At 69.6% G+C, this 26,986-nt stretch carries 27 protein-coding genes; 7 read left to right on the forward strand and 20 right to left on the reverse strand.

The window, feature by feature from the left end; all coding sequences use genetic code 11:
- Window position 1: 1 nt before the first annotated feature.
- The 8 genes from mraY to QHF89_RS24005 all read right to left on the reverse strand — a co-directional run bounded on the left by mraY (window position 2) and on the right by QHF89_RS24005 (window position 9,459).
- The gene (mraY, locus tag QHF89_RS23970) at window positions 2-1,132 is read right to left on the reverse strand and encodes a phospho-N-acetylmuramoyl-pentapeptide-transferase (RefSeq protein WP_136927612.1); all 1,131 of its coding nucleotides are present in this window, start codon (window positions 1,130-1,132) and stop codon (window positions 2-4) included.
- Window positions 1,129-2,586: a UDP-N-acetylmuramoyl-tripeptide--D-alanyl-D-alanine ligase gene (locus QHF89_RS23975; RefSeq protein WP_136970299.1), complete on the reverse strand. Its 1,458-nt coding sequence runs from the start codon at window positions 2,584-2,586 to the stop codon at window positions 1,129-1,131. The genes mraY and QHF89_RS23975 overlap by 4 nt, the downstream gene beginning before the upstream one ends.
- Window positions 2,586-4,193 (reverse strand): UDP-N-acetylmuramoyl-L-alanyl-D-glutamate--2,6-diaminopimelate ligase, encoded by a 1,608-nt coding sequence (locus QHF89_RS23980; RefSeq protein WP_136970298.1) that lies wholly within the window; start codon window positions 4,191-4,193, stop codon window positions 2,586-2,588. Before QHF89_RS23980 ends, QHF89_RS23975 begins: the two co-directional genes overlap by 1 nt.
- Entirely contained in the window at window positions 4,190-6,280 is a 2,091-nt protein-coding gene (locus QHF89_RS23985) for a penicillin-binding protein (protein ID WP_136970297.1), read from the reverse strand. The genes QHF89_RS23980 and QHF89_RS23985 overlap by 4 nt, the downstream gene beginning before the upstream one ends.
- Entirely contained in the window at window positions 6,277-6,681 is a 405-nt protein-coding gene (locus QHF89_RS23990; RefSeq protein ID WP_284720875.1) for a cell division protein FtsL, read from the reverse strand. The genes QHF89_RS23985 and QHF89_RS23990 overlap by 4 nt, the downstream gene beginning before the upstream one ends.
- A complete protein-coding gene (gene rsmH / locus QHF89_RS23995) occupies window positions 6,678-7,637 on the reverse strand; it encodes a 16S rRNA (cytosine(1402)-N(4))-methyltransferase RsmH (RefSeq protein WP_136970296.1) in 960 nt (319 codons plus the stop codon). The genes QHF89_RS23990 and rsmH overlap by 4 nt, the downstream gene beginning before the upstream one ends.
- Window positions 7,634-8,086 (reverse strand): division/cell wall cluster transcriptional repressor MraZ, encoded by a 453-nt coding sequence (mraZ, locus tag QHF89_RS24000; RefSeq protein ID WP_284720876.1) that lies wholly within the window; start codon window positions 8,084-8,086, stop codon window positions 7,634-7,636. Before mraZ ends, rsmH begins: the two co-directional genes overlap by 4 nt.
- A 500-nt stretch (window positions 8,087-8,586) precedes the next feature.
- Window positions 8,587-9,459: an AgmX/PglI C-terminal domain-containing protein gene (locus tag QHF89_RS24005; RefSeq protein WP_284720877.1), complete on the reverse strand. Its 873-nt coding sequence runs from the start codon at window positions 9,457-9,459 to the stop codon at window positions 8,587-8,589.
- 663 nt (window positions 9,460-10,122) lie between these two features.
- Here QHF89_RS24005 and QHF89_RS24010 point away from each other — a divergent pair.
- Window positions 10,123-10,542 carry an STAS/SEC14 domain-containing protein gene (locus QHF89_RS24010; RefSeq protein WP_136970293.1) on the forward strand — a complete coding sequence of 140 codons (420 nt, stop codon included), beginning with the start codon at window positions 10,123-10,125 and terminating at the stop codon, window positions 10,540-10,542.
- Window positions 10,543-10,551: 9 nt separating this feature from the next.
- Window positions 10,552-10,971, forward strand: a complete 420-nt coding sequence (locus QHF89_RS24015) for a SpoIIAA family protein (protein ID WP_136970292.1) — start codon at window positions 10,552-10,554, stop codon at window positions 10,969-10,971.
- Here QHF89_RS24015 and QHF89_RS24020 read toward each other — a convergent pair.
- Window positions 10,968-12,644 (reverse strand): response regulator, encoded by a 1,677-nt coding sequence (locus tag QHF89_RS24020; RefSeq protein WP_284720878.1) that lies wholly within the window; start codon window positions 12,642-12,644, stop codon window positions 10,968-10,970. The genes QHF89_RS24015 and QHF89_RS24020 overlap by 4 nt on opposite strands.
- 44 nt (window positions 12,645-12,688) lie before the next feature.
- Here QHF89_RS24020 and gspC point away from each other — a divergent pair, with 44 nt between their 5' ends.
- Complete coding sequence (gene gspC, locus QHF89_RS24025; RefSeq protein WP_136970291.1) at window positions 12,689-13,675, forward strand: type II secretion system protein GspC; 987 nt, start codon at window positions 12,689-12,691, stop codon at window positions 13,673-13,675.
- A gap of 3 nt (window positions 13,676-13,678) precedes the next feature.
- Here gspC and tgt read toward each other — a convergent pair whose 3' ends face one another.
- The 7 genes from tgt to QHF89_RS24060 form a co-directional block, all read right to left on the reverse strand.
- Window positions 13,679-14,827 carry a tRNA guanosine(34) transglycosylase Tgt gene (gene tgt, locus QHF89_RS24030; protein WP_136970290.1) on the reverse strand — a complete coding sequence of 383 codons (1,149 nt, stop codon included), beginning with the start codon at window positions 14,825-14,827 and terminating at the stop codon, window positions 13,679-13,681.
- Entirely contained in the window at window positions 14,824-15,966 is a 1,143-nt protein-coding gene (gene queA, locus QHF89_RS24035; RefSeq protein WP_136970289.1) for a tRNA preQ1(34) S-adenosylmethionine ribosyltransferase-isomerase QueA, read from the reverse strand. Before queA ends, tgt begins: the two co-directional genes overlap by 4 nt.
- Window positions 15,967-15,975: 9 nt before the next feature.
- A complete protein-coding gene (locus QHF89_RS24040) occupies window positions 15,976-16,353 on the reverse strand; it encodes a response regulator (RefSeq protein WP_136927623.1) in 378 nt (125 codons plus the stop codon).
- Window positions 16,354-16,596: 243 nt separating this feature from the next.
- Window positions 16,597-17,955, reverse strand: coding sequence for a sigma-54-dependent transcriptional regulator (locus QHF89_RS24045; RefSeq protein ID WP_136927624.1), 1,359 nt, complete (start codon window positions 17,953-17,955; stop codon window positions 16,597-16,599).
- A 108-nt stretch (window positions 17,956-18,063) separates the two neighbouring features.
- Window positions 18,064-18,543: a bacterioferritin gene (bfr, locus tag QHF89_RS24050; protein ID WP_136927625.1), complete on the reverse strand. Its 480-nt coding sequence runs from the start codon at window positions 18,541-18,543 to the stop codon at window positions 18,064-18,066.
- Window positions 18,544-18,745: 202 nt separating this feature from the next.
- Entirely contained in the window at window positions 18,746-18,991 is a 246-nt protein-coding gene (locus QHF89_RS24055; RefSeq protein WP_136927626.1) for a (2Fe-2S)-binding protein, read from the reverse strand.
- A 108-nt stretch (window positions 18,992-19,099) separates the two neighbouring features.
- On the reverse strand, window positions 19,100-19,864 hold the full coding sequence (locus QHF89_RS24060; protein ID WP_136970288.1) for an SDR family NAD(P)-dependent oxidoreductase: 765 nt from the start codon (window positions 19,862-19,864) through the stop codon (window positions 19,100-19,102).
- 116 nt (window positions 19,865-19,980) lie between these two features.
- Between QHF89_RS24060 and QHF89_RS24065 the strand changes: the two genes are divergently transcribed.
- Window positions 19,981-20,391, forward strand: a complete 411-nt coding sequence (locus QHF89_RS24065) for a hypothetical protein (RefSeq protein ID WP_136970287.1) — start codon at window positions 19,981-19,983, stop codon at window positions 20,389-20,391.
- On the opposite strand, the gene QHF89_RS24070 is transcribed toward QHF89_RS24065, so the two are convergent.
- The 3 genes from QHF89_RS24070 to QHF89_RS24080 form a co-directional block, all read right to left on the reverse strand.
- On the reverse strand, window positions 20,388-21,053 hold the full coding sequence (locus QHF89_RS24070; protein WP_284720879.1) for a sigma-70 family RNA polymerase sigma factor: 666 nt from the start codon (window positions 21,051-21,053) through the stop codon (window positions 20,388-20,390). The two genes, QHF89_RS24065 and QHF89_RS24070, sit on opposite strands and share 4 nt — an antisense overlap.
- Entirely contained in the window at window positions 21,050-21,340 is a 291-nt protein-coding gene (locus QHF89_RS24075; protein ID WP_284720880.1) for a hypothetical protein, read from the reverse strand. The genes QHF89_RS24070 and QHF89_RS24075 overlap by 4 nt, the downstream gene beginning before the upstream one ends.
- Before the next feature lie 132 nt (window positions 21,341-21,472).
- Window positions 21,473-22,015 carry a hypothetical protein gene (locus tag QHF89_RS24080; protein ID WP_136970286.1) on the reverse strand — a complete coding sequence of 181 codons (543 nt, stop codon included), beginning with the start codon at window positions 22,013-22,015 and terminating at the stop codon, window positions 21,473-21,475.
- Between the two features lie 135 nt (window positions 22,016-22,150).
- Between QHF89_RS24080 and ftsH the strand changes: the two genes are divergently transcribed.
- Complete coding sequence (gene ftsH / locus QHF89_RS24085) at window positions 22,151-24,034, forward strand: ATP-dependent zinc metalloprotease FtsH (RefSeq protein WP_136970285.1); 1,884 nt, start codon at window positions 22,151-22,153, stop codon at window positions 24,032-24,034.
- Between the two features lie 58 nt (window positions 24,035-24,092).
- Here ftsH and lepB read toward each other — a convergent pair whose 3' ends face one another.
- Complete coding sequence (lepB, locus tag QHF89_RS24090) at window positions 24,093-24,824, reverse strand: signal peptidase I (RefSeq protein WP_284720881.1); 732 nt, start codon at window positions 24,822-24,824, stop codon at window positions 24,093-24,095.
- Between lepB and QHF89_RS24095 the strand changes: the two genes are divergently transcribed.
- Both QHF89_RS24095 and QHF89_RS24100 read left to right on the forward strand, forming a co-directional pair.
- Entirely contained in the window at window positions 24,823-25,656 is an 834-nt protein-coding gene (locus QHF89_RS24095) for a shikimate dehydrogenase (protein ID WP_284720882.1), read from the forward strand. The two genes, lepB and QHF89_RS24095, sit on opposite strands and share 2 nt — an antisense overlap.
- A 285-nt stretch (window positions 25,657-25,941) precedes the next feature.
- A complete protein-coding gene (locus QHF89_RS24100; protein WP_136970284.1) occupies window positions 25,942-26,979 on the forward strand; it encodes a formylglycine-generating enzyme family protein in 1,038 nt (345 codons plus the stop codon).
- The last annotated feature ends 7 nt before the right edge of the window (window positions 26,980-26,986 follow it).

A 26,986-nucleotide genomic window follows, 5' to 3' on the forward strand; every position in this document is an offset into this window, starting at 1 on the left:
CTCACCGGAGCTTCATCGACGCCAGCGAGACCAGCGCCAGGAGGATGGAGATGATCCAGAAGCGAACGATGATCTTGGGCTCCGCCCACCCCTTCTTCTCGTAGTGGTGGTGGATCGGCGCCATCAAGAACACGCGCTTGCCCGTGAGCTTGAACGAGGTCACCTGCGCGATGACGCTGATCGTCTCGACGAAAAAGACGCCGCCGAGCAGGACGCTCAAGAGCTCGTTCTTCGTGAAGATCGCCAGCATGCCGAGGCCCCCGCCGAGGGCCAGCGATCCCACGTCGCCCATGAAGACCTGGGCTGGGTAGGTGTTGTACCAGAGGAACCCGATGCCCGCGCCGATGACCGAGCCGCAGTACACGCTGAGCTCGCCGGCGGAGGCGATCTTCGGGATGTCGAGGTAGTTCGCGAGCGAGAAGTTCGCGATGGTCGCGCCCGCGACGTACGACCAGATGAGGTACGTACCGGCGTTGATCATCACGGGGCCGATCGCGAGGCCGTCGAGGCCGTCGGTGAGGTTGACGGCGTTCGACCACGCCACGACGACGAAGACCGCGAACGGGACGTAGAACCAGACCGGCAGATCGATCGAGTGCTTCGAGAAGGCCGCGAACGGCAGCGCGAGCCGCGTCTTGATCTCGGCCCAGTCGGCAGGAAGCTTGGACGAGAAAAGAAACGTGTACGAGATGGCCGAGCCGCCGATGAGGACCTGCCCGATCAGCTTGTACCGACCGGGCAAACCGCCCGTATTCTTGCGCTTGATCTTGAGGTAATCGTCGAGGTAGCCGATGACGCCGTAGCCCGCCGTCACCGCCGTCGTCGCGAGGACGAAGGGGTTGCGCAGGTCGGCCCAGAGCGCCGTCGGCAGGAGCAACGAGAGCAGGATCAGGGCGCCGCCCATGGTCGGCGTGCCCGCCTTGACCTTGTGCGTCTCGGGGCCCTCCTTGCGGACGACCTGCCCGATCTGCTTGCGCCGGAGCTCGCGGATGAACCACGGCGCCAGCACGAACGTGAGGATCATGGCGGTGATCGTCGCCATGATGGTCCGGAACGGGATGTACCGGAGGACGTTCAGCCAGGAGAGCGAGCTGTAGTGAAACTTGAGCGGGTAGAAGAGCTCGTAGATCACGAGGGCACCTCCGCGAGGGCACGCACGATTCGCTCGGTCCCAACGCCGCGCGAACCCTTCACGAGGACCAGATCCCCAGGCTGAACGGAGAGCGCGACGGCAGGGGCCGCGTCCACGCTCGTCTCGAAGAACCGCGCAGGAATGCCTGCTTCCGAAGCACGGTCGGCGATCCGTCGCGCGTCGCCGTTCACCGCGATCACGAGCGCCGCGCCGCTCTCCGCCGCGACACGCCCGACGTCGTCATGCCCGCGCGCCGACTCGTGCCCGAGCTCGTACATCGCGCCGAGCACGAGCACGAGCCTGCGGCCCGCATCACGCGCGAGCTCGGCCGCAGTGCGGATCGACGCAGAGGAGGAAGCGGGATTCGCGTTGTAGCTGTCGTCGATCACGACGACGTCCCGCGCGAGCTGCCGCGGGACGAGCCGACCGCCGCCCCCGCCCACGTCCGCGAGAGCGAAGGCTTCCTCGACGATCTGCGAGGTCAGGTTCTCCCCCGTGAGGGCCTCGGCAGCCGCCACGGCCGCGGCGCATGCGTAGGCGCCGGCCTCGCCGATGAGCGGGGTCCGGAACCAGAAGGACGAGCCGTCGGGGCGCGCGAGGGTGACGCGCGACGAGGAAAAACCGTCCGGTCGACGCTCGACGATCCGCAGATCGACCCCGTCGCCCGTGCCGTAACGGACACAGCGCGCCGCGGGCGTACCTTCCATCTCTGCGACGACACGCGCGTCGTCGCCGTTGCCGACGGCGATGCCCTTGGGCGAGAGCGATCGAAAGAGCGCCCCCTTCTCCCGCGCGACGCCCTCGATCGAGCCACACCCCTCCACGTGCGCGGCCGCGACGAGCGTCACGATCGCGACATCCGGCTGGGCCATCGCCGCGAGGGACGTGATCTCGCCGGGCCGGTTCATGCCCATCTCGACGACCGCGTACTTGTGGTCTTCGAGCCCGAGCAGCACCATCGGCACGCCGACCTGGTTGTTCAAGTTGCCCCGCGTCGCGTGCACCGCGTCCGGGAAGAGGCGATCGAGGAGCGCAGCGGTCGCCGTTCGGGTGGTGGTTTTCCCCGCCGAACCCGTGATCGCGACGATCTTCCGATCGCCCTTCCCGCGCGAGCGCCACGTCGCCACGTGGGCCCGCGCGAGCGCGCCGAGCGCATCGATCGTCGAGCGAACCCGCATCAGGGTGAGGCCCGGGACATCGTCGACGGGCTGCTCCACGAGCGCCGCGCGTGCGCCTTTTTCTGCGGCCTGCGCGAGGTAGTCGTGTCCGTCGAAGCTCTCGCCTTTGAGGGCCACGAAGAGCCCGCCGGGCGCGATCGTGCGCGTGTCGGTCGAGACGCCTTGCACCGATCCGAGCAGGAAGAGGCTCCGGTTGTAGAGGAGCTCTCCTTCGACGATCTGGATGAGATCGATGGCCTGGAAAAAGGCCTGGTTCGTGGGGATCGGCGTGCCCATCAGGCCTCTCCCCTGCGCAGGCGGAGCGCGCGCTCGGCCTCGATGCGATCGTCGAACGGCAGCGTGACCGCGCCGATGATCTGGTACGGCTCGTGGCCCTTGCCCGCGACGAGCACGACGTCGCCCGGCGCCGCTTCGAGCACCGCGCGCTCGATGGCCTTCGCGCGATCGAGCTCGATGTGGACGATCGCTCGGCCGCCCGCGAGCCCCGGCAGGATCGCCTCCGCGATGGCGCGCGGCTCCTCGCTGCGCGGGTTGTCGTTCGTGACGAACGCGACGTCCGCGCCGCGCGCCACGGCCTCGCCCATGAGCGGGCGCTTCGTCGGATCACGATCCCCGCCGCAACCAAAGACGCAGTGCACGCGGCCTTGTCCGAAGGCGCGCACGCTCTGCAGAACCCGATCGAGCGCGTCCGGCGTGTGCGCGTAGTCGACGAGCACGATGACCTCGTCCCGCGCCGGATCGTCACAACGCTCGAGCCGCCCCGGCACCCGGATCGGCCCCGAGAGAGCGCGCGCCGCCGCGTGGAGATCGATCTCCAGCAGCCAGCAGATCGCCACGGTCGCGAGCAGGTTCTGCACGTTGTGCGCGCCAACGAGCGGCGATCGGATCGAGAGTTGCCCCGCGGGCGTCCGCGCCACGAGCGAGATGCCCGACGCCGTGTGCTCCACCGAGACGGGCGCGATGTCGGCCTCCTCGGTCGAGATGCCGACCCGCGTGGAGAACCGCGCGATCGTCGCCGACGACGGACCCCCGAGGCCACGCGGCGCGAGCCTCCGCACGAGCGCGGGGCCAAACGGATCGTCGACGTTGATCGCCGCCGAGCCGGGGGCGAGGTCGACGAAGAGGCGCGCCTTCGCCTCGGCGTAGGCCTCCATCGTGCCGTGGTAGTCGAGGTGATCCTGCGTGAGGTTCAGGAACGCCGCGACACGGAAGCGCACGGCCTCGACGCGGCGCGCCGCGACCGCGATGCTCGACACTTCCATCACGAGGTGCGTCGCGCTGCGCAGGTGCATCGCCGCCGCGATCCGCGCGAGCTCGTCGGCCTCGGGGCTCGTGTGCGTGGACGGCAGGTCGAGATCGCCGAACCGATACCCGAGCGTGCCCACGATCCCGGGCCGCTGGCCCGCGGCCGCGAGGCACGCCTGCACGAGGTGCGTCGTCGTCGTCTTGCCGTTCGTCCCGGTGACGCCCACGACCTCGAGCGCGAACGTCGGATGCCCGTAGATGGCCGCCGACGCGTACGCGAGCGCGCTCGGCACGTCCGCGACCTCGATCCGCGGCAGGCCGTTCGTCTCGACGTTCACCCCCGACGCCGTCAGCACCGCGCTCGCGCCGCGCCCGATCGCGTCGGTCACGAAGCGCTCGCCGCTCGTGCGCGCGCCCGGCCGCGCGACGAAGAGATCCCCCGGGCAAACACGCCGCGAGTCGTGGTGCACGCCCGTGAGAAAGACGGTCGGATCCCCGGAAACGAGCTTCGCGCCCGGGATCTCGTTCACGAGATCGCCGAGCCTCCGGCCGAGCTTCGCCTGCTTGCACGAAGGTGGCGCGCCGTCGCTCACCTCCCGCGGGTGGAGGAGCTCTTCGTTCGTCCGTTCGTTCGTCATGACGAGGGCTCGAAGAAAAGCTTCACCGCCGAACCTTTGGGCAGCACCGTGCCCGCCGGTGGCTCGACCTTCGACAGGCGGCCCGTGCCGAACGCCGCGGGGGTCAAGCCCGCCGCGGTCGCCGCGCGGATCGCCTCGCGCACGGGTTGTCCGGTCAGATCCGGGACACGCGTCTCGCCGCTCTTCATCGGCGCCGACGGCGTCACGACGCCTGGCGTGATCGGAGCCACGGCCGCGCGCGCCTCCGTGAGGACCTGGTACGTACTCGACGCCGGATCCCCGACCTTCGCTCGATCCGAAACCTCGCTGAGCTTCATGGGCACACTGCCGCGAGGTGTGACACCGAGGTACCGCAGCGCCATCTCGCCGATGCGTCGGAACACCGGCGCGGCGACCGAGCCACCGCCGTAGGTGCCGCCGAGCGGCTCGTCGAGCACCACCGCGATCACGAGCCGCGGCTTGTCCGCAGGGACGAACCCGACGAACGAGGCGACATAGTGCGTGTCCGTATACCTCCCCGTCGCCGGGTCGATCTTCTGCGCGGTCCCCGTTTTCCCGGCCACGCGGAAGCCTGGAATCGCAGCCTCGACGCCCGTGCCTTCGCCCTCGGTGACGGCGACGAGCATCTCCGACATCATCTTCGCGACCGACGCCTGCACCGCCTCGCGCCGCACGCGCGGCTGCGTCTCCGTCAGCAACGTGCCGCCGCCGTCCGTCACGCGCTTGATCAGCACGGGCTCGAGCAGCTTGCCGCCGTTCGCGATCGCGACCATCGCCATCGTGAGCTGCAGCGTCGTCACGCTGATGCCCTGACCGAACGAGGCCGCCGCCGTCTCGACCGAGACCCACGGCCTCGCGCGCGGCCTGAGAACGCCCACGCTCTCGCCGGGGAACGGGAGGCCCGTGGTGTCGCCGAACCCGAAGCGACGGAAGCCCTCGTAGAGCCGTTGCTCGCCGAGCCCGAGCGCGATCTTCGACGTCCCGATGTTCGAGGACAAACTGAGGATCTGCGTGACCGTGAGCCACTTGGCCGGGTGCGTGTCGTGGATGACGACGTTGTCGATCGCCATGTTCCCCTCCTCGCAATAGATCGAGGCGGTGGGGTTCACGCTGCGCGCGGCGAGCGCGGAGGCGATCGAGAAGACCTTGATCGTCGAGCCGGGCTCGAAGCGATCGACGACGCAGCGGTTGCGACGCGCGTCGGGCTCGGCCGCGCCGTAGTCGTTGGGGTTGTAGCCAGGCGCGCTCGCCATCGCGAGGATCTCGCCGGTCGAGGGATCGGCGACGACGACCGCGCCGCCCGTGGCCTCGTAGGTCTTCATCGCGGCATCGAGCTCGCGCTCGGCCGTGAACTGGATCCCCTTGTCGATCGTGAGGAAGACGTTGTGGCCCGCGAGCGCGGCCTCGTCCTCGATCCCCTCGGAGAAGATCAGGCGGCCCGAACGATCACGCAGGCCGCGCACCTCGGAGCTCTTGCCGCGCAGCTCGTGATCGAGCGCGAGCTCCAGGCCCTCACGCCCCTCGCCGTCGGGCGAGACGAACCCGATGAGCGGGCCGCCGAGCTCGCGGTTCGGGTAAAACCGGTGGCCCTCGCCCTCGATCTGGAGCCCGCGCAGCGGGTAGCGCTGGTTCTTCTCGCCGAGCCCACGCACGGCTGCGACCTCGGCCTCCGAGACGCGCCGCTTCAGCCACACGAAGCGCCGGCGACGGCTGATCTTCTCGACGACCTCCTCCTGCGGGAGGTTCAAGGCCTGCGCGATGCGCTCGCCGTACTGCTGGATCCGCATCGGCAGGTAGCGGTCCTCGATGCCACGGAGCAGCTCGACCGCGTCGAGCGAGACGCTCGGCACCTCGACGCTCTCCGCGAGCGACGCGCCGTTGCGGTCGTAGATCGTGCCGCGCTTCGGCGTCACGTGCAGGCGCCGTTGCCGTTGCCGCTCGGCGAGGTCGAACCAGTCCTGCCCGTCCTCGACCTGGATGCGGTGCGCGCCCGACACGATCACGCCGAGCCCGAGGCCCATCATCCCGCAGAGGATCCCCATGCGGATGCGGATCCAGCGCGCGCGCTTGGGATCGAGGTTTTTCACGGAGAACCTCCGGCCGCAGGTGCCGCGGGATCCGCAGCGGGCGCCGCCGGATCCGGCGCGGGCGCCGCGCCTTCTTGGGCCTGCTCGTCCTGGATCTTCACGACCCAGCGCACCGGGATCACGCGCTCGGGCGGCGGCGGCGTCATGCCGAGCAGCGTCCGCGCGACCATCTCGACGCGCTGCGGGGTCTCGTAGCTCGCCGCCTCCAGCGAGAGCACGCGCTTCACCTCGCGCAGACGCCCTTGCTCGGCGCGCGCGCGGCCGAGCTTGTAGCCGAGGTCCACGATCCTGCCGCGCAGCCCGAGGTGCACGACGAACGCCGCCACGCTCGCGACCACCGCCAGCGACCAGAGCGCGAGGAACGGCCGCTGCTTCATGCGCTCGCTCATGCGCTCGCTCATGCGAACACCTCATCCCCCGCGAGCGCGACGCGCCGCGCCGCCCGGAGCTTCGCGCTCCTCGCGCGCGGGTTCTCCGCGACCTCCTCGTCCGACGCGACGAGCGGCTTCTTCCAGAGCGGCTCCCACACGCTCGCCTCGCGCAGCGCGTGCTTGACGATCCGGTCTTCCAGCGAGTGGAACGAGATCACCGCCGCGACGCCGCCCATCTTCACGACACGGCTCGCCGCGCGGAGCAGCGCTTCGAGCTCGTCGAGCTCGCCGTTCACCGCGACGCGCAACGCTTGGAACGTCCGCGTCGCCGGATCGACCCCGCCCACGCGCGACGGCCCCACGGCCCGCACCACGGCGCGGCGCAGATCCAGCGTCGTCTTCAGCTCCCCGTTCGCCAGCGCTTGCTTGATGCAGCGCGCCACCCGGCGGGACCTTCGCTCCTCGCCGTAGTGGTAGATCACGTTCGCCAGCTCGTCGTCGTCGAGCCGCTCGATCAGCTCGAGCGCCGTCTCGCCGCTCGACGGATCCATCCGCATGTCGAGCGGACCTTCGGCGCGGAAGCTCATGCCGCGCGTCGCGTCATCGATCTGCATCGACGACACGCCCACGTCGGCGACGAGCCCGTCCACCGGCCCCACGCCCATCTTCGCGAGGTGGTCCTCGACGTCCGAGAACCGCCCGTGCACGAGCGTCACCCGATCGCCGAACGGCGCGAGCCGCGCCTTGGCGAGCGCGAGGGCCGTCTCGTCGCGATCGACCCCGATGAGCCGGCAGCCCGGGGCTTCTTCGAGGATCGCCTCGGCGTGGCCGCCTGCGCCGAGGGTCACGTCCACGTAGACGCCGCCGGCGTGGGGCGCGAGCGCCTGGACCACCTCGCGGCGGAGGACGGTCACGTGGGGCGCCTTGTGCAGCTCAGGGGGCGGGGGGGCCTTGTCTCGCATCGGCACGACGTTCACCACGTTCATAGGCGGAACTGCTCCGCGATCGCGGCCTTGAAGCTCGCGAGCTCGGCTTCGCTCATCGTCTGGGCGGCCTTCCACCGCTCCTTCGACCAGAGCTCGGCCGTCGCGCCCATCCCGGCCCACAGGACTTCCTTGTGCAGGTCGGCGTGCTCGCGCAGCGAGGGCGGCACGAGGATCCGGCCTTGTTTGTCGAGCTCGCACTCGACGGCGGCCGACAGGTACTTCCGGCGGAAGGCGACGACGTTCGGCTCGAACTGGGGGAGCGCCGCGATCTTGGCTTCGAGCTCCTCCCAGGCGCGCAGCGGGTAGCAGTGCAGGCAGGGGTCGAAGAGAGCGGGCGTCAGGATGAGACAGACCTGTTCGGCAGGCACTTCGAGCACGTCGCGAAAACGCGCGGGCAGGCTGGTCCGCCCTTTCGCGTCGATCGCGTGCTCGAAATGACCGCGAAACATGGTTCCCACCGAGTCGGCTCCGCTCGTGCCTGCCAGCCAGGCGCTTTCCCCGCGCCGGAGGGACCCGGCAGGTCATGGGCATCTTTGCCACTTTTCCCCACGGGGCACCGCCACGCTACGGAGAGGGCCCTTGGGTGTCAACAGTTTGCATTTTTTGTGGAGTTTGGCGGATCCCAAGGAAGGTAGGAATCCTCCCCTCTCCTACCTTTCCGGACCAACCTCGACGCGACGAACCGGCCCGCCGGAGGCGAGATCCAGGCTCCGGTGGGAAGAGGTGGTGGAAGCTTTCGTGACCACCGCATGGACGGCGGACGATCCGGAACCGATGCGCCTCTGCACGAGTGCGCAGGTATGCCCATAACGATGAAAATGGCCAAAAAAGCGGCGCCGTTTGGCAAGGCCGCTTTCCTTGGGTTCGGCGCGTCGGTGAGGGAGGAGCGCGCAGCGGCCGCACCGCAGTCGAGGCCCCGAGGTCCAGGGGGCCCGACGAAGCGCGCGCGTTATTGCGCGGCGAACACGAAGGGGATGTTCACCGGGGTCGAGCCCCCAGAGACCGGGAATTTCCACCCTTTGATGCGGGCCGCGATGCAGCTCGACAAGCCCGGGTAGTCCTTTTCCGCCCCGCTCGCGCTCACCGATTGCACGGCCCCCGACGGCGCGATCACGATCGAGGCCGAGACCCGCGCCGACGAGCCGCCCATGCCCTTCGTCGCGTCGAGGGCCGGCTGCCAGCAGCGCCGCTTGACCATGGGCCGGTTCGCCTCGACGACGCCGCTGATCTCGCCCGCGGAGAGCTGCCCCGCGCCCGCGGCCTGCGCGCCTCCGGCGGGTCCGCTCGTCGGCCCGGCGATGCTCGGGCCCTGAAAGCCGGACATGTCGATGGAGGCAGCGGGCGTCCCCGTCTTGGCCGTCGTGGGCCAGGGGCCGCCGAGGGGCCGGTTCGAGGCGCCGGCCTTGGGGGCTTCGGTCGGGTCGACGGCAGCGGCGGAGGCCTCGATCGTGGGCCCGGCCAAGGACGAAGGCGCGGCCGCGGCGGCGCTGGCGGAGGCGGTGACGTAGACGATCTGCGGGGCCGGCGGGGCCGGGCGGAGGAGGAGGAAGGCCGCGACCCCCCCGAAGACGGCGCCCGCGGCGATCAGCGCGAGGGCGGCGGGGTGGAGGGAGCCTTTTTTGCGGCGGCCGAGGAGGGCGTCTTCGTCGATGTCGTCGGGGACCTCGGGGGCGACGGTGCCGAACGAGGTGGCCGGGGCGCGTGGGGCCGGGAAGGGCTCCGGGGCGGGCGCGGGGGCCGGGCGGACGAGGGTCGCGGCCGCGTCGCTCGTGGTCGCCGCGCCGGGCGAGACCTGGGGCGCCTCCGCGAAGGGGTCGCGCATCGCGAAGGGGTCTTCGAGGACGTCGAGCGCAAAGGGAGCGGCCGCGGCAGTGGCAACCGGAGCGTCCGCAAGCGTTGCGAACGCCTCCTTTGCTTTCGAAGGCGCGTTCGCAAGGGTTTCGGACGGGCCCCCTACGTCCCGACCCACGTTCGCAAGGGTTTCGGGCACCTCAGGGACCCGCGGAGGGGGGTTCGCAAGGGGTGCGGACGCCTCGGGGACCGGCGGAGGCGCGTTCGCAAGGGTTTCGGACACCTCTTTCAAATTGAAAGAGGCACCTGAAAGCGGCTGGGGGGACCTCGGGGGTGCGCCGGGGGGCTTCGGCGCGGAAGGACCGAGGGCCGCGGCGCCGATCCCGGCGGGCCGCGGCGGCAGACCTGCGGCGGGCCGCGGCGGCAGGCCTGCGGCAGGGCGCGGCAGGAGGCCCGGGGCCGGGCGGATGTCGTTCACGTGCCCGCAGGAAGGACACGTCACCCGGCCGGTCGCGCCGGTGCCGAGAGGAGATTTGCACTTCAGGCAGGAGGAAGTCATCAACGCCGCCGCGGCAAGCCTGGGATTCTACTCGACTCGGCCGCGGGACGAAACTTCCGGGAGCCAAGCGGCCGCAACGTGGTTGCGTTGCACGGAGGAGGGAGTCCATTCATCTGTGGAGCTGGAGGAGCCTCCTTGGAAACGCCGAACGACGATTGGATCTACATCGGGGCGCACCTCATCCGCTTCGAGCCCCCGGACATCGTCCTTTGCCGGCCCATCGGATACATCTCCGCCGCCGACGCGCGCGGCATGCTGAACTTCACCGAAAGGAGCGCGGCAGAGCTCGGGAGCCGCATCTTTTATCTGGGGGATTCGTCGCGGATCACGGGGTACGCGATCTCCACGTCGCTCCAGATCTTCAATTCGCGGCCGACGGAGTACATGCGCGGCACGGCGATCTTCGGCGAGAACTTCCAGCAGCGCGTGCAGAACAGCGCCGTCCTGCGCGCGGCGCGTCGGCTCGGGCTGCCGATGGCGCGTCTGCCGATCGAGACGTTCCCCGACGAAGCCTCGGCCCGCGCCTGGATCGACGAGATCCGAAGCAAAGGATAGACATCGACGATGGACACGCCGAGCGACGGTTGGGAAGCCCTGGGCCCCCATCCCATCCGGTTCGACCCCCCGGACATCGTCCTTTGCCGGCCCACCGGCGTCGTCACGGTCGACGACGTGCGCGCGGGGATCGCGTACATGGAGAAGGCGTCGCGGCAGATCGGGCGCGGCGTCTACTACATCGCGGACCTCACGAGGCTGACGCGGTACGCGCCCTCGGTGGCCGTGCAGGGCTTCAAGGGTTTCCGGGCGGGCACCCTGCGTGCTTCCGCGATGTTCGGCGCGGACCTCTACCAGCGCGCGGTCGCCGGCATGATCCTGCGCGCCACCCGGCTGCTCGGGCTGGAGATTGGCCGCATCCCGGTCGAGTCGTTCCCCGACGAAGCCTCGGCCCGCGCCTGGATCGACGAGCTCCGCCGCAAAGGCTAGAGCAGGCCGACGAGGATTTCCTTGATGGATTGGCGCGTCGGTTCGTCCGGCGCGGCCCGGAGCGCGCGCTCCCATACCTCGACGGCTTTGTTGCGGAAGCCGGCCTTCTGGTAGAGGACCGCGAGGTTCTTCAAGGCCGGGAAATGCCGGTCGTTGATGCGCAGCGCCGTTTCGAGCTCGCTGATCGCGTCGTAGATCTGGCCACGCTTGCCGAGCAAAAGGCCGAGGTGGAAGTGCAGGCGATACGCGAGCGGGTCGATCTTCGTCCCCTCGCGGAGAAACCCGATCGCCTCGTCGAACTTGCCGGCCTGGTAGGCCGCGATCCCCGCCGCGAGTTTCTTCTCGGCCTCCGCCGAGATCCGCTCCGGATCGACCGGCGCCGCCTTGCCCTGCCCCTGCTCGATCGCGCGCTCGAGCGCCTCGATCACGTCCGTCACGCGGAACGGTTTTTCGACGTACGCGTCGACCTTGTAACTCGCCTTGAGGTCCTCCGCGAAGCGCCAGCCCCGGTACACCGCCGAGACGATCACGATCGGGATGTGCCCGTACCGCTCCGATCCCTTGAGCTGACGCGCGATGTCGAACCCGTGCAGCTCGCCCGGGAGCATGGCGTCGAGGATGATCGCGTCCGGCACGTCCTCCTTGAGGATCCGCAGCGCCGCCTCGCCGCGGTCGGCTTCGAGGACACGGTAGCCGCGTTGTTCGAGGACGAGGCGGAGGATGTTGCGGATCTCGACCTCGTCGTCGACGACGAGCACGGTGCGTTTGCCCGGCTGGCGCGGCGGCCGGAGCGCGCCCGGGCCCGCGATGACCGAGAGATCCCGCGGCGCTTTGCCGAAGTCGGCGTCGGAGACGTCGGCGTCGGCCGCCGCGCGTTGCATGGCGTCGTCGACGATCGCGCCGATCTGGCTCTTGGTCGTGACGCGCTTCGGCGGCGGGGTCGCGGCCTGCGAGGCGTCGGCCGCCGTGGGCATGGGCGCGAGGATGCTGCCTTCGAGCGGCGGCGCCTCGGCGGCCCCGCCCTGCGTGCGCGTGGGCAACGGGACGCCGGCCTTGCGGCGGACCTCGGGCGGGCAGTTCGGCCCGACGTAGTGCGATTCGCCGCGCTCGCTCATTTCGTACGCGGCCGGAATGACCTTGAGGAGCTGGCCTTCGAGCGCGACGTAGGGGAAGACGCGTTTGCCGGTGGTGAACTCGATCTCGTCGATGATCTTGCGGTTCGTCGGCGCCGCCATCGCGAGGTGGACCTTGTCGTCCCGCACGAGGACGGGGAGCAACTTGTGTTGGATCGCGACCCCGCGCGGCACGATCGCGAGGTCCGTGAGCTTCAAGCAGACCTGCTTGAGGTCGACGCCCGGCACGCCGTTCTGCTCGCTGAGCGCCTTCAAGGCGGAGAGCTCGCTGATCGTGCCGGCCTCGGTCAGCCGTGACGCGAGGGGGACGGGCGAGCCCTGACCCGTCGCGAGCGCCCGTTCGAGCTGCTCTTCGGAGAGCGCGCGTTGCTGGACCAAGATCTTGCCGATCGGCTTTTTCGTAGGAATTTCCACGCCGTCCCGCGCCTCGGCCTCCACCGTATCCGAGGGGGAAATTCCGGGCAAGATGCGCACGGGCGCGCCGGGGCCGAGCAGGAGGGTGCCGCGCCGAGCCCCACGTTTTCCGGGTTTCCAGGCCACGACGGGCAGCGAGCGCTGGTATGGCGCTCGCTCGGGTCCGCAGGGTGCGACTCGATGCGCTGCTCAAGCGGTATTTTCCGGTTGTCGTGGGTCTGCTGCTCCTGGCATCGGCGTATTTTCAAGCCAAGGGGCTCGGCTACCTCGTCGGTGCGACGATGACCAACGGCGCCCCGGTGACGAAGCGGCCGGGGCCGAAGATCGCCGCGCATCACGAGGAAGAGCCCGGCCGGCCGAGCGGTAACGTGATCCTCGAGCGCAATCCGTTCGACTCGATGACGGGCCCGCTGGTCATGCCCGAGCAGCCGCAAGGGCCGCCGCCGACGCATCCGCTCGACGATCCACCGTGCGAGGTCGGCCTGGTGACGCTGATCGTGTGGTCGGAGGAGGATCCCGCATGGTCGTTCGCGGCGATCGCAGGGCCCGAGGGCGTGCATCTGCATCGCCAGGGCGACCAGCTCGGCGGCTTCCACGTGGCGCACATCGGGCCGGATCGGATCTGGCTCTCGCGCGAGGGGCGGTTCTGCCAGATCGAGGTGCACGACGCGGAGCGGCGCAGGGCGATGCAGGGCATGCCGCCGCCGATGAACCAGCCGCCGATGAACGGGGGGCCGATGAACGGGGGGCCGCAAGCAGCGCCGCCCGCGACGCAGGGGAAGAGGCCGAAAGGGCAGCTCCCGCCGCACATCGCCGAGCGGATCCGGCAGACGGGGCCGAACCAGTACGACATCGACCGCACGGTGGTGGACGAGATCCTGACGAACCAGGCGGAGTACCTGCAGAAGGTGCGCGTGCTGCCGGCGAAGCAGGGCGATCAGACGACGGGCATGCGGCTGATGGGCGTGCGCAAGGGGACGGCGCTCGACGCGATCGGGCTGAAGCACGGCGACCAGCTCCAGCGCATCAACGGGTTCGAGATGACGAACCCGCAGAGCGCGCTGGAGGCCTACGCGCGGCTGATGTCCGCGAACCAGATCCGCGTGGACGTGGTCCGCAACGGTCAGCCGACGACGCTGGAGCTCAACATCAAGTAGCGATCACGTCGCGGGCGCGTTCTCGGCCGCGCCCGCTTCGAGCCCCGCGAGCCACTCCTTCGCGAACGCGTCGTAGCGGCCCGCGAGGATCGCCTCCCGCGCCTCGCGCACGAGCGTGCCGTAGAGGTGGAGGTTGTGCACGGTGATGAGCCGCAACACGAGGAGCTCGCTCGCGATGAAGAGGTGGCGCAGGTAGGCGCGCGAGTAGCCCGCGGCGCAGGTGGGGCAGGTGCAGGTGGGATCGAGCGGCGAAGGGTCGGTCCGGTAGCGCGCCTGCTTGATGACGACCTTGCCGGTGCGCGTGAGGGCCTGGCCGTTGCGCGCGTTGCGGGTCGGCAGGACGCAGTCGAACATGTCGACGCCCGCGCCGATGGCGCGGACGAGGTCGTACGGCGTGCCGACGCCCATGAGGTACCGCGGTCGCTCGGGATCGAGCGTGTGCGCGACTTCGAGGAGGACCTCGTGCATGCGGGCGATGGGCTCGCCGACGGAGAAGCCGCCGAGCGCGAGGCCGTCGAAGGGCATCGCCGCGAGCTCCTCGGCGTGCGCGCGCCGGAGCGCGGGATCGGTGCCGCCCTGCACGATGCCGAAGACCGCCTGATCCGGCCGTTTGGCCGCGAGGCAACGCCGCGCCCAGCGCGTGGTGCGCGCGCACGCGGCCTCGAAGTCGGCGCGCGAGGCGTCGCCGGGCGGGCAGATGTCGAGCTGCATCGCGATATCAGCGCCGATCTTCCCCTGCACCTGCATCGCAACTTCGGGCGTGAGGACCTTCTTCGCGCCGTCGAGGTGCGAGCGGAAGACGAACCCGTCTTCACTCGTCTGCCGCCGCTCGGCGAGCGAGAAGGCCTGAAAGCCGCCCGAGTCCGTGAGCATCGCGTGGGGCCACTTCGTGAAGCCGTGCAGGCCCCCGAGCTCGGCGACGACCTCGGGGCCGGGCCGGAGCCAGAGGTGGTAGGTGTTGCCGAGGACGATGCGCGCGCCCGTGGCCGCGACCTCGTCCGGGCTCATCGTCTTCACGCTGCCCTGCGTGCCGACGGGCATGAACGTCGGCGTGGGGACGTCGCCGTGTGGCGTGGTCAGGACGCCTGCGCGCGCCGCGCCGCTCGTGGCGAGGGTGCGGAAGGCATATCCGGGCGTGCTCGGCCCGCTCATCGTTGTCTCCTCAGCAGCATCGCGTCGCCGTACGAGTAAAACCGGTACCTCTCCTCGATCGCGACGCGGTAACTCTCGAGGACACGCGGCAGCCCCGCGAAGGCGCCCACGAGCGCGAGGAGCGTGGACTCCGGCAGGTGAAAATTCGTCAGCAGCCGATCGACCACGCGAAAGCGATAGCCCGGCTGGATCAAGAGGCGCGTCTCCCCTTCCCGCGCGACGACGTGCCCCTCGCGCGTGAGGTCCGCGGCGCTCTCCAGGGCGCGGACGCTGGTCGTCCCGATCGCCACGATCTCCCGGCCTTTCTGCCTCGCGCGCGCCACGGCGTCGGCTGTCTCGGGCGGCACGCGGTAGGCCTCGGCGTGCATCGGGTGATCATCGAGATCGGACACTGTCACCGGCTGAAACGTGCCAAGGCCGACGTGCAACGTGACCCGCGCGAGCTCCATCCCACGCGCGGAAAACCGCTCGATCAGCGGCTCGGTCAGGTGCAGGCCCGCGGTCGGCGCGGCGACGGCGCCGGGCTCGCGGGCGTAGACGGTCTGGTAGCGCGCGCGGTCCGAGGCGTCGTCGTCGCGACGGATGTACGGCGGGAGCGGGATGTGGCCCGCGGCCTCGACCGCGTCGGGGACGGAGCGGCCCTCGGGCGAGAAGAGGACGACGTCGAAGAGGCCTCGTTCTGCGCTTGGGGGCTTCGCTCCGGCAAGCGGAGCTGCGCCCCCAAACCCCCCGTCGCGACCTTCGATCCGCGCGACGAGCGAGGCGGGGCCGTCGATGGTGATCTCGGCGCCTTCGCGGAGAGGCTTGGACGAACGACCGAGGGCGCGCCATCGCTCGGCGGGGAGGCGCTCGCCGCTTCGATCGACGTGCGCGTCGGCGACTTTCCGGACGAGGAAGATCTCGACCTTGCCGCCGCTCGACGCTTTGCGGCCGAGGAGCCGCGCGGGCAGGACACGCGTGTCGTTGACGACGACGAGCGCGCCTTCGGGCAAGCGGTCGGGCAGGTCGCGGATGAAGGCGTGTTCGAGGCAGCCGGGCGCGTCGTCGACGACGAGCAGGCGCGCGCTTTCACGATCCGGGGACGGATGCGCGGCGATGAGCTCGGGCGGTAGATCGTAGGCGAGGAGGTCGCGGCGCACGCGCGGCTGTTAGCACGCGACTTGCGCAGGCGCCGGGGTCTTGGCTTGCAGCAGGCGGCTGAGCTCGGAGAGGGCGTAGGGCTTGGGGATGAAGCCGGCGGCGCCGCAGTCGGCGCGCTCCATCTGGCGCGACGAGAGGTGGTAGGCGCTCGCGAGGTAGACGCGCACGTTCGGGAACATGCGGCGGATCTGACGCACGAGGTCTAGACCACTCATGCCTGGAAGCATCAGGTCGACCATCGCGACGTCGACGGCCTTCTCGCCGAGCAAGCGCAGCGCCTCTTCCCCGGACGCGGCGCCGACGACCTCGAACCCCTCCAGCCGAAGCCCGATCGAGAGCGTCTTGCGTTGATTCTCCTCGTCATCGACGATCAACACGCGCGGCATGGGTAAGGACCCCTTCAGAGACGACGCCGACACGAAAGCGCTCGGGTTCGTCTTTGCCGTTTTTCGAAGCAACACACGTTCCATCGGCGGATCCCGGGGAAAACCCCCGGTGATCGACGCCGCAACGCATCATCCGGGGCAGACGAGGTGCGCCTCGAACATTGCATGTCGGAAAGGTGCTTCGCTCGGGACCTTGCACATTTGCAATGTCCCGGGGGCGGGCTCCGGAAGCGGGGGGCGGGTTCAGACCGGCGGATACGTGATCGCGAGCCGTGTCATCTTGCGCCAGAGCGTGGTGGCGCTGATGCCGAGCACCTCGGCGGCGCGCTCGCGGCTGCCGTCGCACTCGCGCAGCGCGGACTCGATGGCTTGACGTTCGGCGGAGTCGACCACGTCGGAGAGGGCGCGGCCGCCGCTCGTCGGGGCCGTCTTCTGCGAGGGGCCGGGGGTGAGGCCGAGGTCGTCGATCGTGATCATGCCGCCGCCCGAGAGCGCGACGGCCTGCTCCACGAGGTTCTCGAGCTCGCGGATGTTGCCCGGGAACTCGTAGCCCGACACCGCCTCGAGCACACCGTCGCCGACGCGCGCCTTCGTGCTCATCTTGCGGTTGTACTTGTCGAGGAAGAACTCGAAGAGGACCGGGATGTCCTCCCGACGCTCGCGCAGCGGCGGCAGGATGAAGCGCGCCACGTTGAGGCGGTAGTAGAGGTCCTGCCGGAAGCGACGCTCGGCGACGGAGGTCATGAGGTCCTGGTTCGTCGCGGCGATGATGCGCACGTCGACGCGGATCGGCTTGTTCTCGCCGACGCGGCGGATCTCGTTCTCCTGGATCGCGCGGAGCAGCTTCGCCTGGAAAGTCAGCGGCGTCTCGGCGATCTCGTCGAAGAAGAACGTGCCGCCGTCGGCCTCCTCGAAGAGGCCCTTGCGCGCCGAGACCGCGCCCGTGAACGAGCCACGCGCATGGCCGAAGAGCTCGCTCTCGAGGAGCGTCTCGCTGATCGCGGCGCAGTTGACGGGGACGAACGGGCGATCGGCGCGCTTCGAGTTCGCGTGGATCGCCTTGGCCACGAGCTCCTTGCCCGTGCCGCTCTCGCCCGTGATGAGCACCGTCGCGTCCGTCGGCGCGACGCGCACGATGCGTGCGAGCACCTCGCGGATCGCGTGCGAGCGGCCGATGATGTTCTCGAACTTGTAGCGCTCGCGGAACTCGGTCGCGAAGAGCGAGACCTGGCCCGTGAGCCTGCGGTTCGCGATCGCGCGCTCGACCTTCACGAGCAGCTCCTGCTCCGTGAAGGGCTTCTGGATGTAGTCGAAGGCGCCGAGGCGCATGGCCTCGACCGCGCTCTCGATCGTGCCGTACGCGGTCATCACGATGACCTCGGTCATCGCGTGCGTCTCTTTGACCGCGCGCAGGACGCCGATGCCGTCGTTGCCGCCCATGCGCAGGTCGGTCAGCACGAGGTCGTAAGCGCCCTTCGATCCGCGGTCCGCGCCTTCTTTTCCGTCGCTCGCCTCGTCGACTTCGTAGCCCGCGCTCCGCAGCATCATCGCGAGCGTCGTGCGCATGTTGCGCTGATCATCGACGACGAGAATCTTCGCCATGGGTTCCCCCGGCCTCCGTCTGGGGGCCTTTGCACGTGCAGTCGATCGCGCGGCCCGCCAGGGACCTGGTGCCGCGCGACCCTATCATCGCCACGATTGCCTCGCGCGTCAGCTCTTGCAGTGCGAGAGCTGCCGCGAAAGGTAGAGCGGCTCGCCGAGCTTCTGAACCAGATCGATCTGGGTTTCGAGCCAGTCGATGTGCTCCTCCTCGCCTTCCAGGATGCTCCGGAGCAGCGCCTCGCTCTGATGGTCACCCTTCTCACGACAGAGAGCGATCGAGCTGTTCAGGCGCGTCACGGCTGCGTACTCGAGGTCGAGATCACTCTTGAACTGCTCGGGCACGGTCTGGCCAACGTTCAGCTTGTCGAGGCGCTGCAGGTTCGGCAGGCCTTCAAGGAAGAGGATCCGCTTCATGATCGCCTCGGCGTGGCGCATCTCGTCGATCGACTCGTCGCGGCTGCGCTCGGCCAGCGCCAGATAGCCCCAGTTTTCGCACATCTTGGCGTGCATGAAATACTGGTTGATCGCCACGAGCTCGGCAGCGAGCACCTCGTTCAGCGCGTGGATGACGTCTCTGTCGCCCTTCATGGAAACCTCTAGCCTGCAAGGGTTACGGCTCCGGCGATACGGTGGCCGCGATGTCCGCCTAGCACGCTATCGGAAAAATGGGCAGGCGAGAGAGAGCTCTCGAAACAAAACGACACCGTCACGCGACAAACGCTGCCGCGCGCACGGAACGTTGGAGATGTCGAAAACCGTTATCGAGAACCGAACGAGCCGAGCCGAACCCTCAGGCAGCCGACGAGGCGGATCGAAGCATGCGGAGCCGACGAACCCCGCAACTCGGGGCGGAATCAGCGCCCTCCGTGGAGACCGGTCCATCCCCCTCGACGAGGGACATCACGGTCGCCCGGCACGAGCCGCAACGAGTGCCGGCCCGCGTTTTTTCCATGACTTCATGGGCCGTCGAGGCACCAGCGCCCACGAGGTCCAAGATGTCCTTCTCCGAAACCGCCTCACAGATGCAGACGTACATAGGTGCTGATCCGACCGTCCGGCGTCCTGTTGATGTTGAGAATAGCTTTCAACATCATCGAGGTCAATACCGTCGGCCAGGATCGATCGTCTGTTCGAGGCGGAGTGGTCACATGGCGAGGCCGCCGTCGACGTCGATGGTGCGGCCGTTGAAATACTCGCACTCGATGACGAAACGAACGGCGAGCCAGAGGTCTTCGGGCAAGCCGATGCGGCCGACGGGAATCGCGGCGACGAGCGCGTCTTTGGCCTTCTGGTTCATGCCCTGGGTCATGGGCGTCTCGACCATGCCCGGCGCGACACAGCCGACGCGGATGCCAAAGGGCGCGAACTCGAGGGCCCAGGTCTTGGTGTTGGTGGCGAGCGCGGACTTTGCGGCGCTGTAGTTCGACTGTCCGCGGTTTCCATGGCGCGCGATCGAGCTGATGTTGACGATGACGCCCTTCTCGCCGCTCGCCGCCATCTTGGCGACGACGTCGCGGACCATGTACGTCGCGCCCGTGAGGTTCACGTCGATGACCGCCTGCCACTGCTGGGCGGAGAGCTTCGTGATCGCGCCCGTCGTGCGGTCTTTCTTCACGAGCAGGCCGTCGCGCAGGATGCCGGCGTTGTTGACGAGGCCGTTCAGGCCGCCCATGGCCTCGTGCGCGAAGTCGACAAACGCGGAGACCTCGGCCTCGCTGCCGACGTCGATGCGCTTCGGGTGGATCTTGCCGCGGAGATCCTTGGCCTCCTCCGCGAGCGAGGCGAGCGCGGCCTCGTTCACGTCGCCCGCGACCACCTGTCCGCCCGCCTCGGCGAGGCGATAGGCGTAATGACGGCCGAGGCCCGAGGCGGCGCCGGTGACGATGAACTTGGTGTCTTCGAGTCGCATGGTCTCCTCCAGGAAGCGAGGGCGCGAAAGCCCTCGGATGCCGGGTGATACACGGGCGGATGGAGATCGGGAAGGCCACGCTTGCGCCGGGGGGCCCCGGTGATATTTCCCGAGCCATGCTTCGCCGCGCGCTGCTCGTTTTGTGCATGGCCCTCGGCTCCGTGGCCGCATGCAACCGCGACGTACCCGTCCCCGCCGCGTCCGATCCCGACGGCAAGGACCTCGTGCAGGGCGCCGTCGTCGCGGCCACCGAGTCGAGCGGAGGAATCCGGCTCTACAAGATCGTCCACGTCGACGACTACCCGGAGCCCGCAGGCCCCGAGTACCACATGATCGCGTACAACCCGAAGGTGCCGACGTTCCAGGACGCGGCGAACCTGTGGAAGCACAAGCGGAGCGAGGTGACGGTCGCGATCGACCACATCTTCGTGCGGCTCGTGAGCTTCGGCAAACGCGACCACCGCGTGCTCTTCGTCGAGCCCGTGACGGACGAAGAGAGAGCGCCGTACCTGAAGGCGAAACGCTAACGCGTCCGGGCGGCGATCGCGGTCGCGAGCGACTGGATCGCCTGCGTGTGCAAGCGGCTCGCCCAGCTCTTGCTGATGCCGAGATCCGCGGCGATCTCGTCGAAGTCCTCTCCCTGGAAGTAGTGCCGCTCGACGAGCTTGCGCTCGCGCTCGGGGAGCGCGTCGATGGCGCGGCGAAGGGCGTGCGCCATCTCGGCGCGCGAGATGTGCTCCTCGGGCGTGCTCGCGCCGGAGACGAGGCCAAGCGCGAGGGCCACCGCGTGCGCTTCGAGGAGGCGATCGAGCGCGGAGACGTGGTCGTCCTCGGAGAAACCCGCGTCGTCCGATGTGGAGGCGAGCCCGATGGAGAGGCGCTCGGCGCAGAGGAGAGCCGTGGCGCGGGCGAGGGCCCGACGAAAGCGACGCTCCCGCTTGATGCCGTCAAGGATGGCCCAGCGGACCTTGCGAGCGACGTACGTGGGGAGCGACGCGCGGGCCGGATCGAAGGTGCGCGCGGCTTCGAGCAAGCCCTCCTGGGCGCTCGCGCGCATGTCCTCGATCGGGACCACGTGCCCGAGCCTGCGCACCATCCAGCGCAGGACGTGCTCCAGCACGGGCTTGCCCTCGTTGTAATGACGCTCGATCGCGGGGTCTTCGCCGAGCGAAGCGACACGAAGGGTCACTCGTCGGCCCCGGATCCGGCGCGCCGCGAATGAATGCCGCTGGCCCGACGAACCTCGGGCGCCTCGTCGGGCCCGAGGGCGTCCCCGACAAACGCCTCGCCGCTCTGCTCGACGTGCCTCGGCGCGGCCCGACGAAGGAGGCGCGCGGCGTGTTCGTCGGTCGCGAGCCTCTCGGCGAGCTCATTCCGCAGGAATTCGAGGTCTTCGCTGGCGAGGAGGCCGCGGTACGGGGCGACGGCAGCGTCGATGCGCGCCGCGACCCAGGGGTCGGCGAGGAGGGGGTGCATCGGTAAGGAAAAACCTAGCACCCGAAGGAGCGGCGAAACAAGGAGAAAGAAGGGGGCCGAGGTTCGATGGGACGAACCTGGTTGTTCCGCGGAGTTTTTCCGGGGGGCGGGGGCGAACCGGGCGCCCTCGACTTACTTCGGCGGGTCTTCCCCGTTCAGACACTCGTCGAACGCCTTCACGCTCTTCGCGGCCATCGCACATTCGAGCCGCTTCCTCTCGGCCACCTTGCCGACGAGGCTCTCGATACAGCCGTTCGCCCACGGCTCGCCCATCTTCCCGACCACCGCGTCGATGTTCTTCACGGCCTGCTCGCGCTGCTTGTCCGTGAGCCTCTTGTCGAGCCCGGCGATCTGGTCTCCGCGTTGCACCGCGACGTACTGCTTGCCGAGCTCGATGCAGTCCTTCTCCGTCAACGTGTAGTCGTTGGCGGCGCCGTCATCGGTGATCTTCTTCGCACCGTGCGAGAGCGGCTTCGGCTCGGGCGCCGCCGCGACCGCCCCGGTGTCCTGCGGCTCGCTCGCCCCATCGTCCGGGGCAGAGTCGTTCTGGTGCGTGGCGTCTTCGGGCGGCGGCGTGGAGGCGCCGCAGCCGAGGGCCCCGAGCGAGAGGAGCGTGACGAACGTCGTGGCGGGGACGTTCGCGGCGAGCGTGGACAGCAGGGAACGGCCGTTCATGGACCGGGAAGCGTACGCCTGCTCCTTTTGGGCTGTCCATCCTCGCCGGTACGCCGGTGCACGGCCCGAGGTCGCTTCCCGGGGGGATCGCCGTTGGCAAAGCGTGTGCAGGCAGGTCGCACGGGGCGGAGACCAATGCGATCGTTCTGGGTTTACATCCTGCTCGTCGTGGGTGCGGTGCTCCTGCTCGGCTCGCTCGAGGGGAGCGAAGAGCGAATTCCTTACGCTCGGTTCCGGGACATGGCCGAGCAAGGCGTGCTCACCGAGGTGCAGATCAAAGGGGATACGTACATCGGGCGCACGGCGCCGAACGCGCCCGTCGGCACGTCGCAGACGTTCCGGACCGGCCGTATCGAGGGAGCCGAGACCGCCCTGCTCGCGACGCTCGACGCGAAGGACGTCCCGTACACCCGGGTCTCCGACGGCGGGCCGTCGCTGTCGATGATGCTGCTCTGGGCGCTCCCGCTCGTAGGCGTGCTCCTGCTCGTGGGCTCGATGTCGCGCAAAGCACCAACGCCGAACATCACGAACCCTGCGTTGAACTTCGGCAAACACAAGGCGCGGCTCTACGTGGACAAGGGTGCGCCGATCACGTTCCGCGACGTGGCCGGCAGCCACGAGGCGAAAGCGGAGCTCACCGAGATCGTCGAGTTCCTGAAGGCGCCGGAGCGATACCGCAGGCTCGGCGGGCGGATCCCGAAGGGGTGCTTGCTCGTGGGGCCGCCCGGGACAGGCAAGACGTTGCTCGCGCGGGCCGTGGCCGGCGAGGCGAACGTGCCGTTCTTCAGCATCTGCGGCTCGGAGTTCGTCGAGATGTTCGTCGGCGTGGGCGCGGCGCGTGTGCGCGACCTGTTCACGCAGGCGCGCGAGAAGCCGGCCGCGATCCTGTTCGTCGACGAGCTCGACGCCGTCGGGAAGGCGCGCGGCGCAGCCGGGCCGATCGGCGGCAACGACGAGCGCGAGCAGACGCTGAACCAGCTCCTCACGGAGATGGACGGCTTCGACGGCGCGACGGGGCTCGTGGTGATCGCCGCGACGAACCGCCCCGAGATCCTCGACCCGGCGCTCACGCGCGCGGGGCGCTTCGATCGGCGCGTGTACGTCGATCGGCCAGACCTGCGGGAGCGGCGCGAGATCCTGGAGGTGCACGCACGAAGGGTGCTGCTCGGGCCGGACGTGAACCTCGACGACATGGCCGCGCAGACGACGGGGCTCGTGGGCGCGGATCTCGCGAACCTGCTGAACGAGTCGGCGCTGCTCGCGGCGCGCAGGCACGCGACCGCGGTGAGCAAGCTGGATCTCGACGAGGCGATCGAGCGGGTCATCGCGGGGCTGGAGCGCAAGAGCCGAAGGCTCGGGGCGCACGAGCGGGTGGTCGTGGCGTACCACGAGGCGGGGCACGCGATCGCGGCGGAGCTCTTGCCGACGCAGGATCCGGTGCGGAAGGTGTCGATCGTGCCGCGTGGGATCGGCGCGCTCGGCTACACGCTGCAGAAGCCGCGCGAGGACCGGTACCTGATGAGCCGGCAGGAGATCCTCGATCGGCTCGTGGTGCTGCTCGGCGGGCGCGTGGCGGAGCAGCGGACGTTCGGCGACGCGTCGACGGGCGCGCAGGACGATCTCGTGAACGCGACGGACATCGCGCGGCGCATGGTGCGCGAGCTCGGGATGGGCGGCTCGGCGCTGGGGCTCGCGTCGTTCGATCCACGGCGAAGCGTGACGTTCGAGCGCGGCGGCTACGACTACAGCGAGGAGACGGCGCGTGTCGTGGACGCCGAAGTGGGGCGGCTGCTCGCAGACGCAGAGGCGCGGACGAAGGCGCTCATCAACGAGCACTTCGACGCGCTCGAGCGGATCGCGCGGCGGCTCTTGGATGTGGAGACGTTGTCCGGCGAGGAGGTACGCGCGCTGCTCCACACGCCGTCGGCGGAGAAGCCGAAGGCGGAGGCGGAGAACGTCGACGTGTCGATCGAGGACGTGCCGACGAGCGAGGCGAGGCCGCGGGCGGCTTGTCGGTAGGTAGGGGGGATCAGGACGCGGGCGTGGAGATCGTGCCCCACGCCCCCGCCCCCGCCCCTCACTGAATCGCGCGAAACACCCGCTCGAAATCGAGCCCTTCTCCCCGGAACATCACCCCGAGCACCTGCCCTCGCACGAGCGTGTTCGGCACCGCGCCCATCACGCGGCTGTCGAGCGACGCGGGCCGGTTGTCGCCCATCACGAAGAGGTGATCCCTGGGCACCACCGCGGGGCCAAAGTCCTCGAAGTCGCGACCGCCCGACTCGTGCGCGAGGCCGCCGAGGTGCTCCAAGAACCGCCCGTCCGGCAGCCTCTCGATGCGCTGCGGACGACCGTCGATGTAGAGGATCCCCCGCTTCACCGCGACCGATTGTCCCTCCGTCGCGACCACGCGCTTGACCAGCGGGATCGCGCCGCCGCGTGGATCCGCGAAGACCACGACGTCGCCGGGACGCGGGCTCCTGTGATGGAAGAGCCACGCGTCGGTGAAGGGCACGCGCAAGCCGTAGGCGGCTTTTGCCACGAAGATGCGATCGCCGGGCTCGATCGTCGGCCACATCGAGCCCGTGGGCACGTGGTACTGGTCGGCGAGCGAGGCGCGCGCCGCCGTCAGCACGAAGACGAGCGCGACAAACTTGAGGGTCCGCTTGAAGAGGGCCGCGAGCAGGCGCTTGCGTCGCGACGCGACGGGCGGCGTTGCCTCTTCGGAAAGCGTCAGGGAAGGCTCGAACGAGGCCATCGCGTGATGCTCGGTAGCATCACGGTCGAGGTCGATCCAGCCTGCGGACATGACGAACGCCCACGCCTACGCGGCGAAGCTCACGTTGTGTGGATCGATTTCGCTTTATCCAGTTTCGCTCGGCGCAGCGATGCACCTCGCGGGCTACCGCGCGCTCGGCTTGCCGTTCACGTACGTGCCGTTTCGCGTGACCGATCTCGGCGGCGCGATCACGGGCATGCGCGCGCTCGGGATCCGCGGGCTCGGCGTGTCGATGCCGTACAAGCAGCAGATCCTCCCGCTGCTCGACGGGATCGATCCGCTCGCCGCGAAGATCGGCGCGGTGAACACGGTCGTGCAGGAGGACGGGCGGCTCCTCGGGTACAACACCGACTGCGTGGGCGCGGTGCGCGCGATCGAGGAGATCGCGCCGGTGAAGGGCGCACGCGCGCTCGTGCTCGGGGCCGGCGGGGCCGGGCGCGCCGTGGCGCACGGGCTCGCGGATGCAGGCGCGGAGGTTGTCGTGACGAACCGGAGCCTCGACAAGGCCGAGGCGCTCGCCGCCGAGATCGGGGGACGCGCGGCCGGCGTGGAGGAGGCGCGGAACGCGGGGCGCTACGACGTCGTCGTGAACGCGACGTCCGTGGGCATGGGGGAGATCGCGGCGGAGAGCCCCGTGCCGGAAGAGGCGATCCCCGCGGGGCTGCTCGTGATGGACATCGTGTACAAGCCGATCGAGACGGCGCTCGTCCGCGCGGCGACGCGGCAAGGCGCGCGCGTGATCCACGGCGGGCGCATGCTGCTGCACCAGGCGGCGCGGCAGTTCGAGCTCTACACGGGCGAGCGAGCCCCGCTCGACGCCATGGATGCCGCGCTGCGGGAGCAGATCGCCAAGCTCGGGTGATCGCGGCCCGAGCTCGCCCGTTTTGTTTGCAGAGCATCGTCGTCTGCCGGCATGCTCCGCGCCGTGGATCGCCGGGCCCAGTTGATTCCGCTGCTCGCCGTCGTGGCCCTCGGATGCAGCGGCGAGGCGTCCCCCGCCCCCGCGCCCACCTCGACGAACGTCGCGGCAGCCGCTTCCGCTTCCGCAGCCGCTTCCGCTCCCGCTTCCGCAGCCGCTTCCGCTCCCGCTTCCGCAGCCGCTTCCGCTTCCGCTTCCGCTCCCGCTCCCAAGCCTCCGCCCGAGGGCATGAGCGCCCTCCCACCGGCCATCTACCTCATGGGCTCGCGCGCGACCGAAGGGTTGCCCGAGGAGCGGCCGATGCACGAAGTCGTCCTCGCCGGCTTCTACCTCGACAGCACCGAGGTCACCGTCGCCGCCTACCGCGCCTGCATCGCCGCCGGCACTTGCACCCCTTCGCACACCGGCGAGGCCTTCTGCCCCCGAGACGCCGAGGGCCACGCCGATCACCCCATCAGCTGCATCGACTTCCACCAAGCCGAGGCCTACTGCACCTTCGCCAAGAAGCGCCTGCCCACCGAGCGCGAGTGGGAGTACGCCGCCCGCGCCGGCAACGAGCATCGCAAGTTCTCCTGGGGCGACGACCCGCCCGACGAAAAACACGCCTGCTACGACCACCCCGGCACCTGCCCCGTCCGCTCCTTCCCTGCCGGCGCCTTCGGCCTCTACGACATGTCGGGCAATGTGTGGGAGTGGACGTCCACCGTCTACGGCCCCTACCCGGACGAGGCCACCACCGGCACGCACCGCGTCTACCGCGGCGGGAGCTGGAGCCGCCGGTTCCCCAAATGGCTCCGTACGGCCCTGCGCAATCGTTACGAGCCGCACAAGTGGAGCGCTTCCCTCGGCGTGCGTTGCGCGAAGTCGCAAACCCCCCTCACCTGCCCTCCCGAGACCGAGGCCCGCGGCGATGCCTGCGTCCGTGTGAAGGGCGATCCCCTGTGCGAGCCCGGTTTCTCGTGGAATGGCAGAGCTTGCTCCCTCGGCGGCGTCGCCCTGCCCACTCCCGCCGAGGGCGCCCCGCCCCCCGCCGCCACGGCCGCCACCACCGCCACCGCCGAACCCCTCGCCGCCGAGCCCGCACCCGTGCGTCGCAGCCGCACGCCACGATTCGACGACGATTGCAAGGCGCATTACGCTGGACGCCCTGCCGCCTATCGGTACGAGGGAGGCACGTTTTACAGCCGGAACCCGGTCATCGCGGGCGACGGCTGCACGAAACGGGATATGGGAGAGAGCTGGACGAGCGCATGCTGTCCGGGCTAACGCATCC

It is taken from the genome of Polyangium sorediatum, assembly GCF_029946465.1.
Classification (GTDB): domain Bacteria; phylum Myxococcota_A; class Polyangia; order Polyangiales; family Polyangiaceae; genus Polyangium; species Polyangium fumosum.

Excerpts from the sequence above, each read along its gene's own strand:
- QHF89_RS24100 (WP_136970284.1), top strand. The coding sequence starts at position 25,942 with ATGAGCGCCCTCCCACCGGCCATCTACCTCATGGGCTCGCGCGCGACC.
- QHF89_RS24040 (WP_136927623.1), bottom strand. The coding sequence starts at position 16,353 with ATGCCGCGCGTGTTGATCGTCGATGACGAGGAGAATCAACGCAAGACG.
- ftsH (WP_136970285.1), top strand. The coding sequence starts at position 22,151 with ATGCGATCGTTCTGGGTTTACATCCTGCTCGTCGTGGGTGCGGTGCTC.
- QHF89_RS24060 (WP_136970288.1), bottom strand. The coding sequence starts at position 19,864 with ATGCGACTCGAAGACACCAAGTTCATCGTCACCGGCGCCGCCTCGGGC.
- QHF89_RS24075 (WP_284720880.1), bottom strand. The coding sequence starts at position 21,340 with ATGCACCCCCTCCTCGCCGACCCCTGGGTCGCGGCGCGCATCGACGCT.
- QHF89_RS24095 (WP_284720882.1), top strand. The coding sequence starts at position 24,823 with ATGACGAACGCCCACGCCTACGCGGCGAAGCTCACGTTGTGTGGATCG.
- QHF89_RS23990 (WP_284720875.1), bottom strand. The coding sequence starts at position 6,681 with ATGAGCGAGCGCATGAGCGAGCGCATGAAGCAGCGGCCGTTCCTCGCG.
- tgt (WP_136970290.1), bottom strand. The coding sequence starts at position 14,827 with ATGAGCGGGCCGAGCACGCCCGGATATGCCTTCCGCACCCTCGCCACG.
- QHF89_RS24015 (WP_136970292.1), top strand. The coding sequence starts at position 10,552 with ATGGACACGCCGAGCGACGGTTGGGAAGCCCTGGGCCCCCATCCCATC.
- QHF89_RS24065 (WP_136970287.1), top strand. The coding sequence starts at position 19,981 with ATGCTTCGCCGCGCGCTGCTCGTTTTGTGCATGGCCCTCGGCTCCGTG.
- QHF89_RS23980 (WP_136970298.1), bottom strand. The coding sequence starts at position 4,193 with ATGACGAACGAACGGACGAACGAAGAGCTCCTCCACCCGCGGGAGGTG.
- mraZ (WP_284720876.1), bottom strand. The coding sequence starts at position 8,086 with ATGTTTCGCGGTCATTTCGAGCACGCGATCGACGCGAAAGGGCGGACC.
- bfr (WP_136927625.1), bottom strand. The coding sequence starts at position 18,543 with ATGAAGGGCGACAGAGACGTCATCCACGCGCTGAACGAGGTGCTCGCT.
- QHF89_RS24055 (WP_136927626.1), bottom strand. The coding sequence starts at position 18,991 with ATGTACGTCTGCATCTGTGAGGCGGTTTCGGAGAAGGACATCTTGGAC.
- QHF89_RS24045 (WP_136927624.1), bottom strand. The coding sequence starts at position 17,955 with ATGGCGAAGATTCTCGTCGTCGATGATCAGCGCAACATGCGCACGACG.
- QHF89_RS24005 (WP_284720877.1), bottom strand. The coding sequence starts at position 9,459 with ATGCGCGACCCCTTCGCGGAGGCGCCCCAGGTCTCGCCCGGCGCGGCG.
- rsmH (WP_136970296.1), bottom strand. The coding sequence starts at position 7,637 with ATGAACGTGGTGAACGTCGTGCCGATGCGAGACAAGGCCCCCCCGCCC.
- QHF89_RS23975 (WP_136970299.1), bottom strand. The coding sequence starts at position 2,586 with ATGGGCACGCCGATCCCCACGAACCAGGCCTTTTTCCAGGCCATCGAT.
- lepB (WP_284720881.1), bottom strand. The coding sequence starts at position 24,824 with ATGTCCGCAGGCTGGATCGACCTCGACCGTGATGCTACCGAGCATCAC.
- QHF89_RS24080 (WP_136970286.1), bottom strand. The coding sequence starts at position 22,015 with ATGAACGGCCGTTCCCTGCTGTCCACGCTCGCCGCGAACGTCCCCGCC.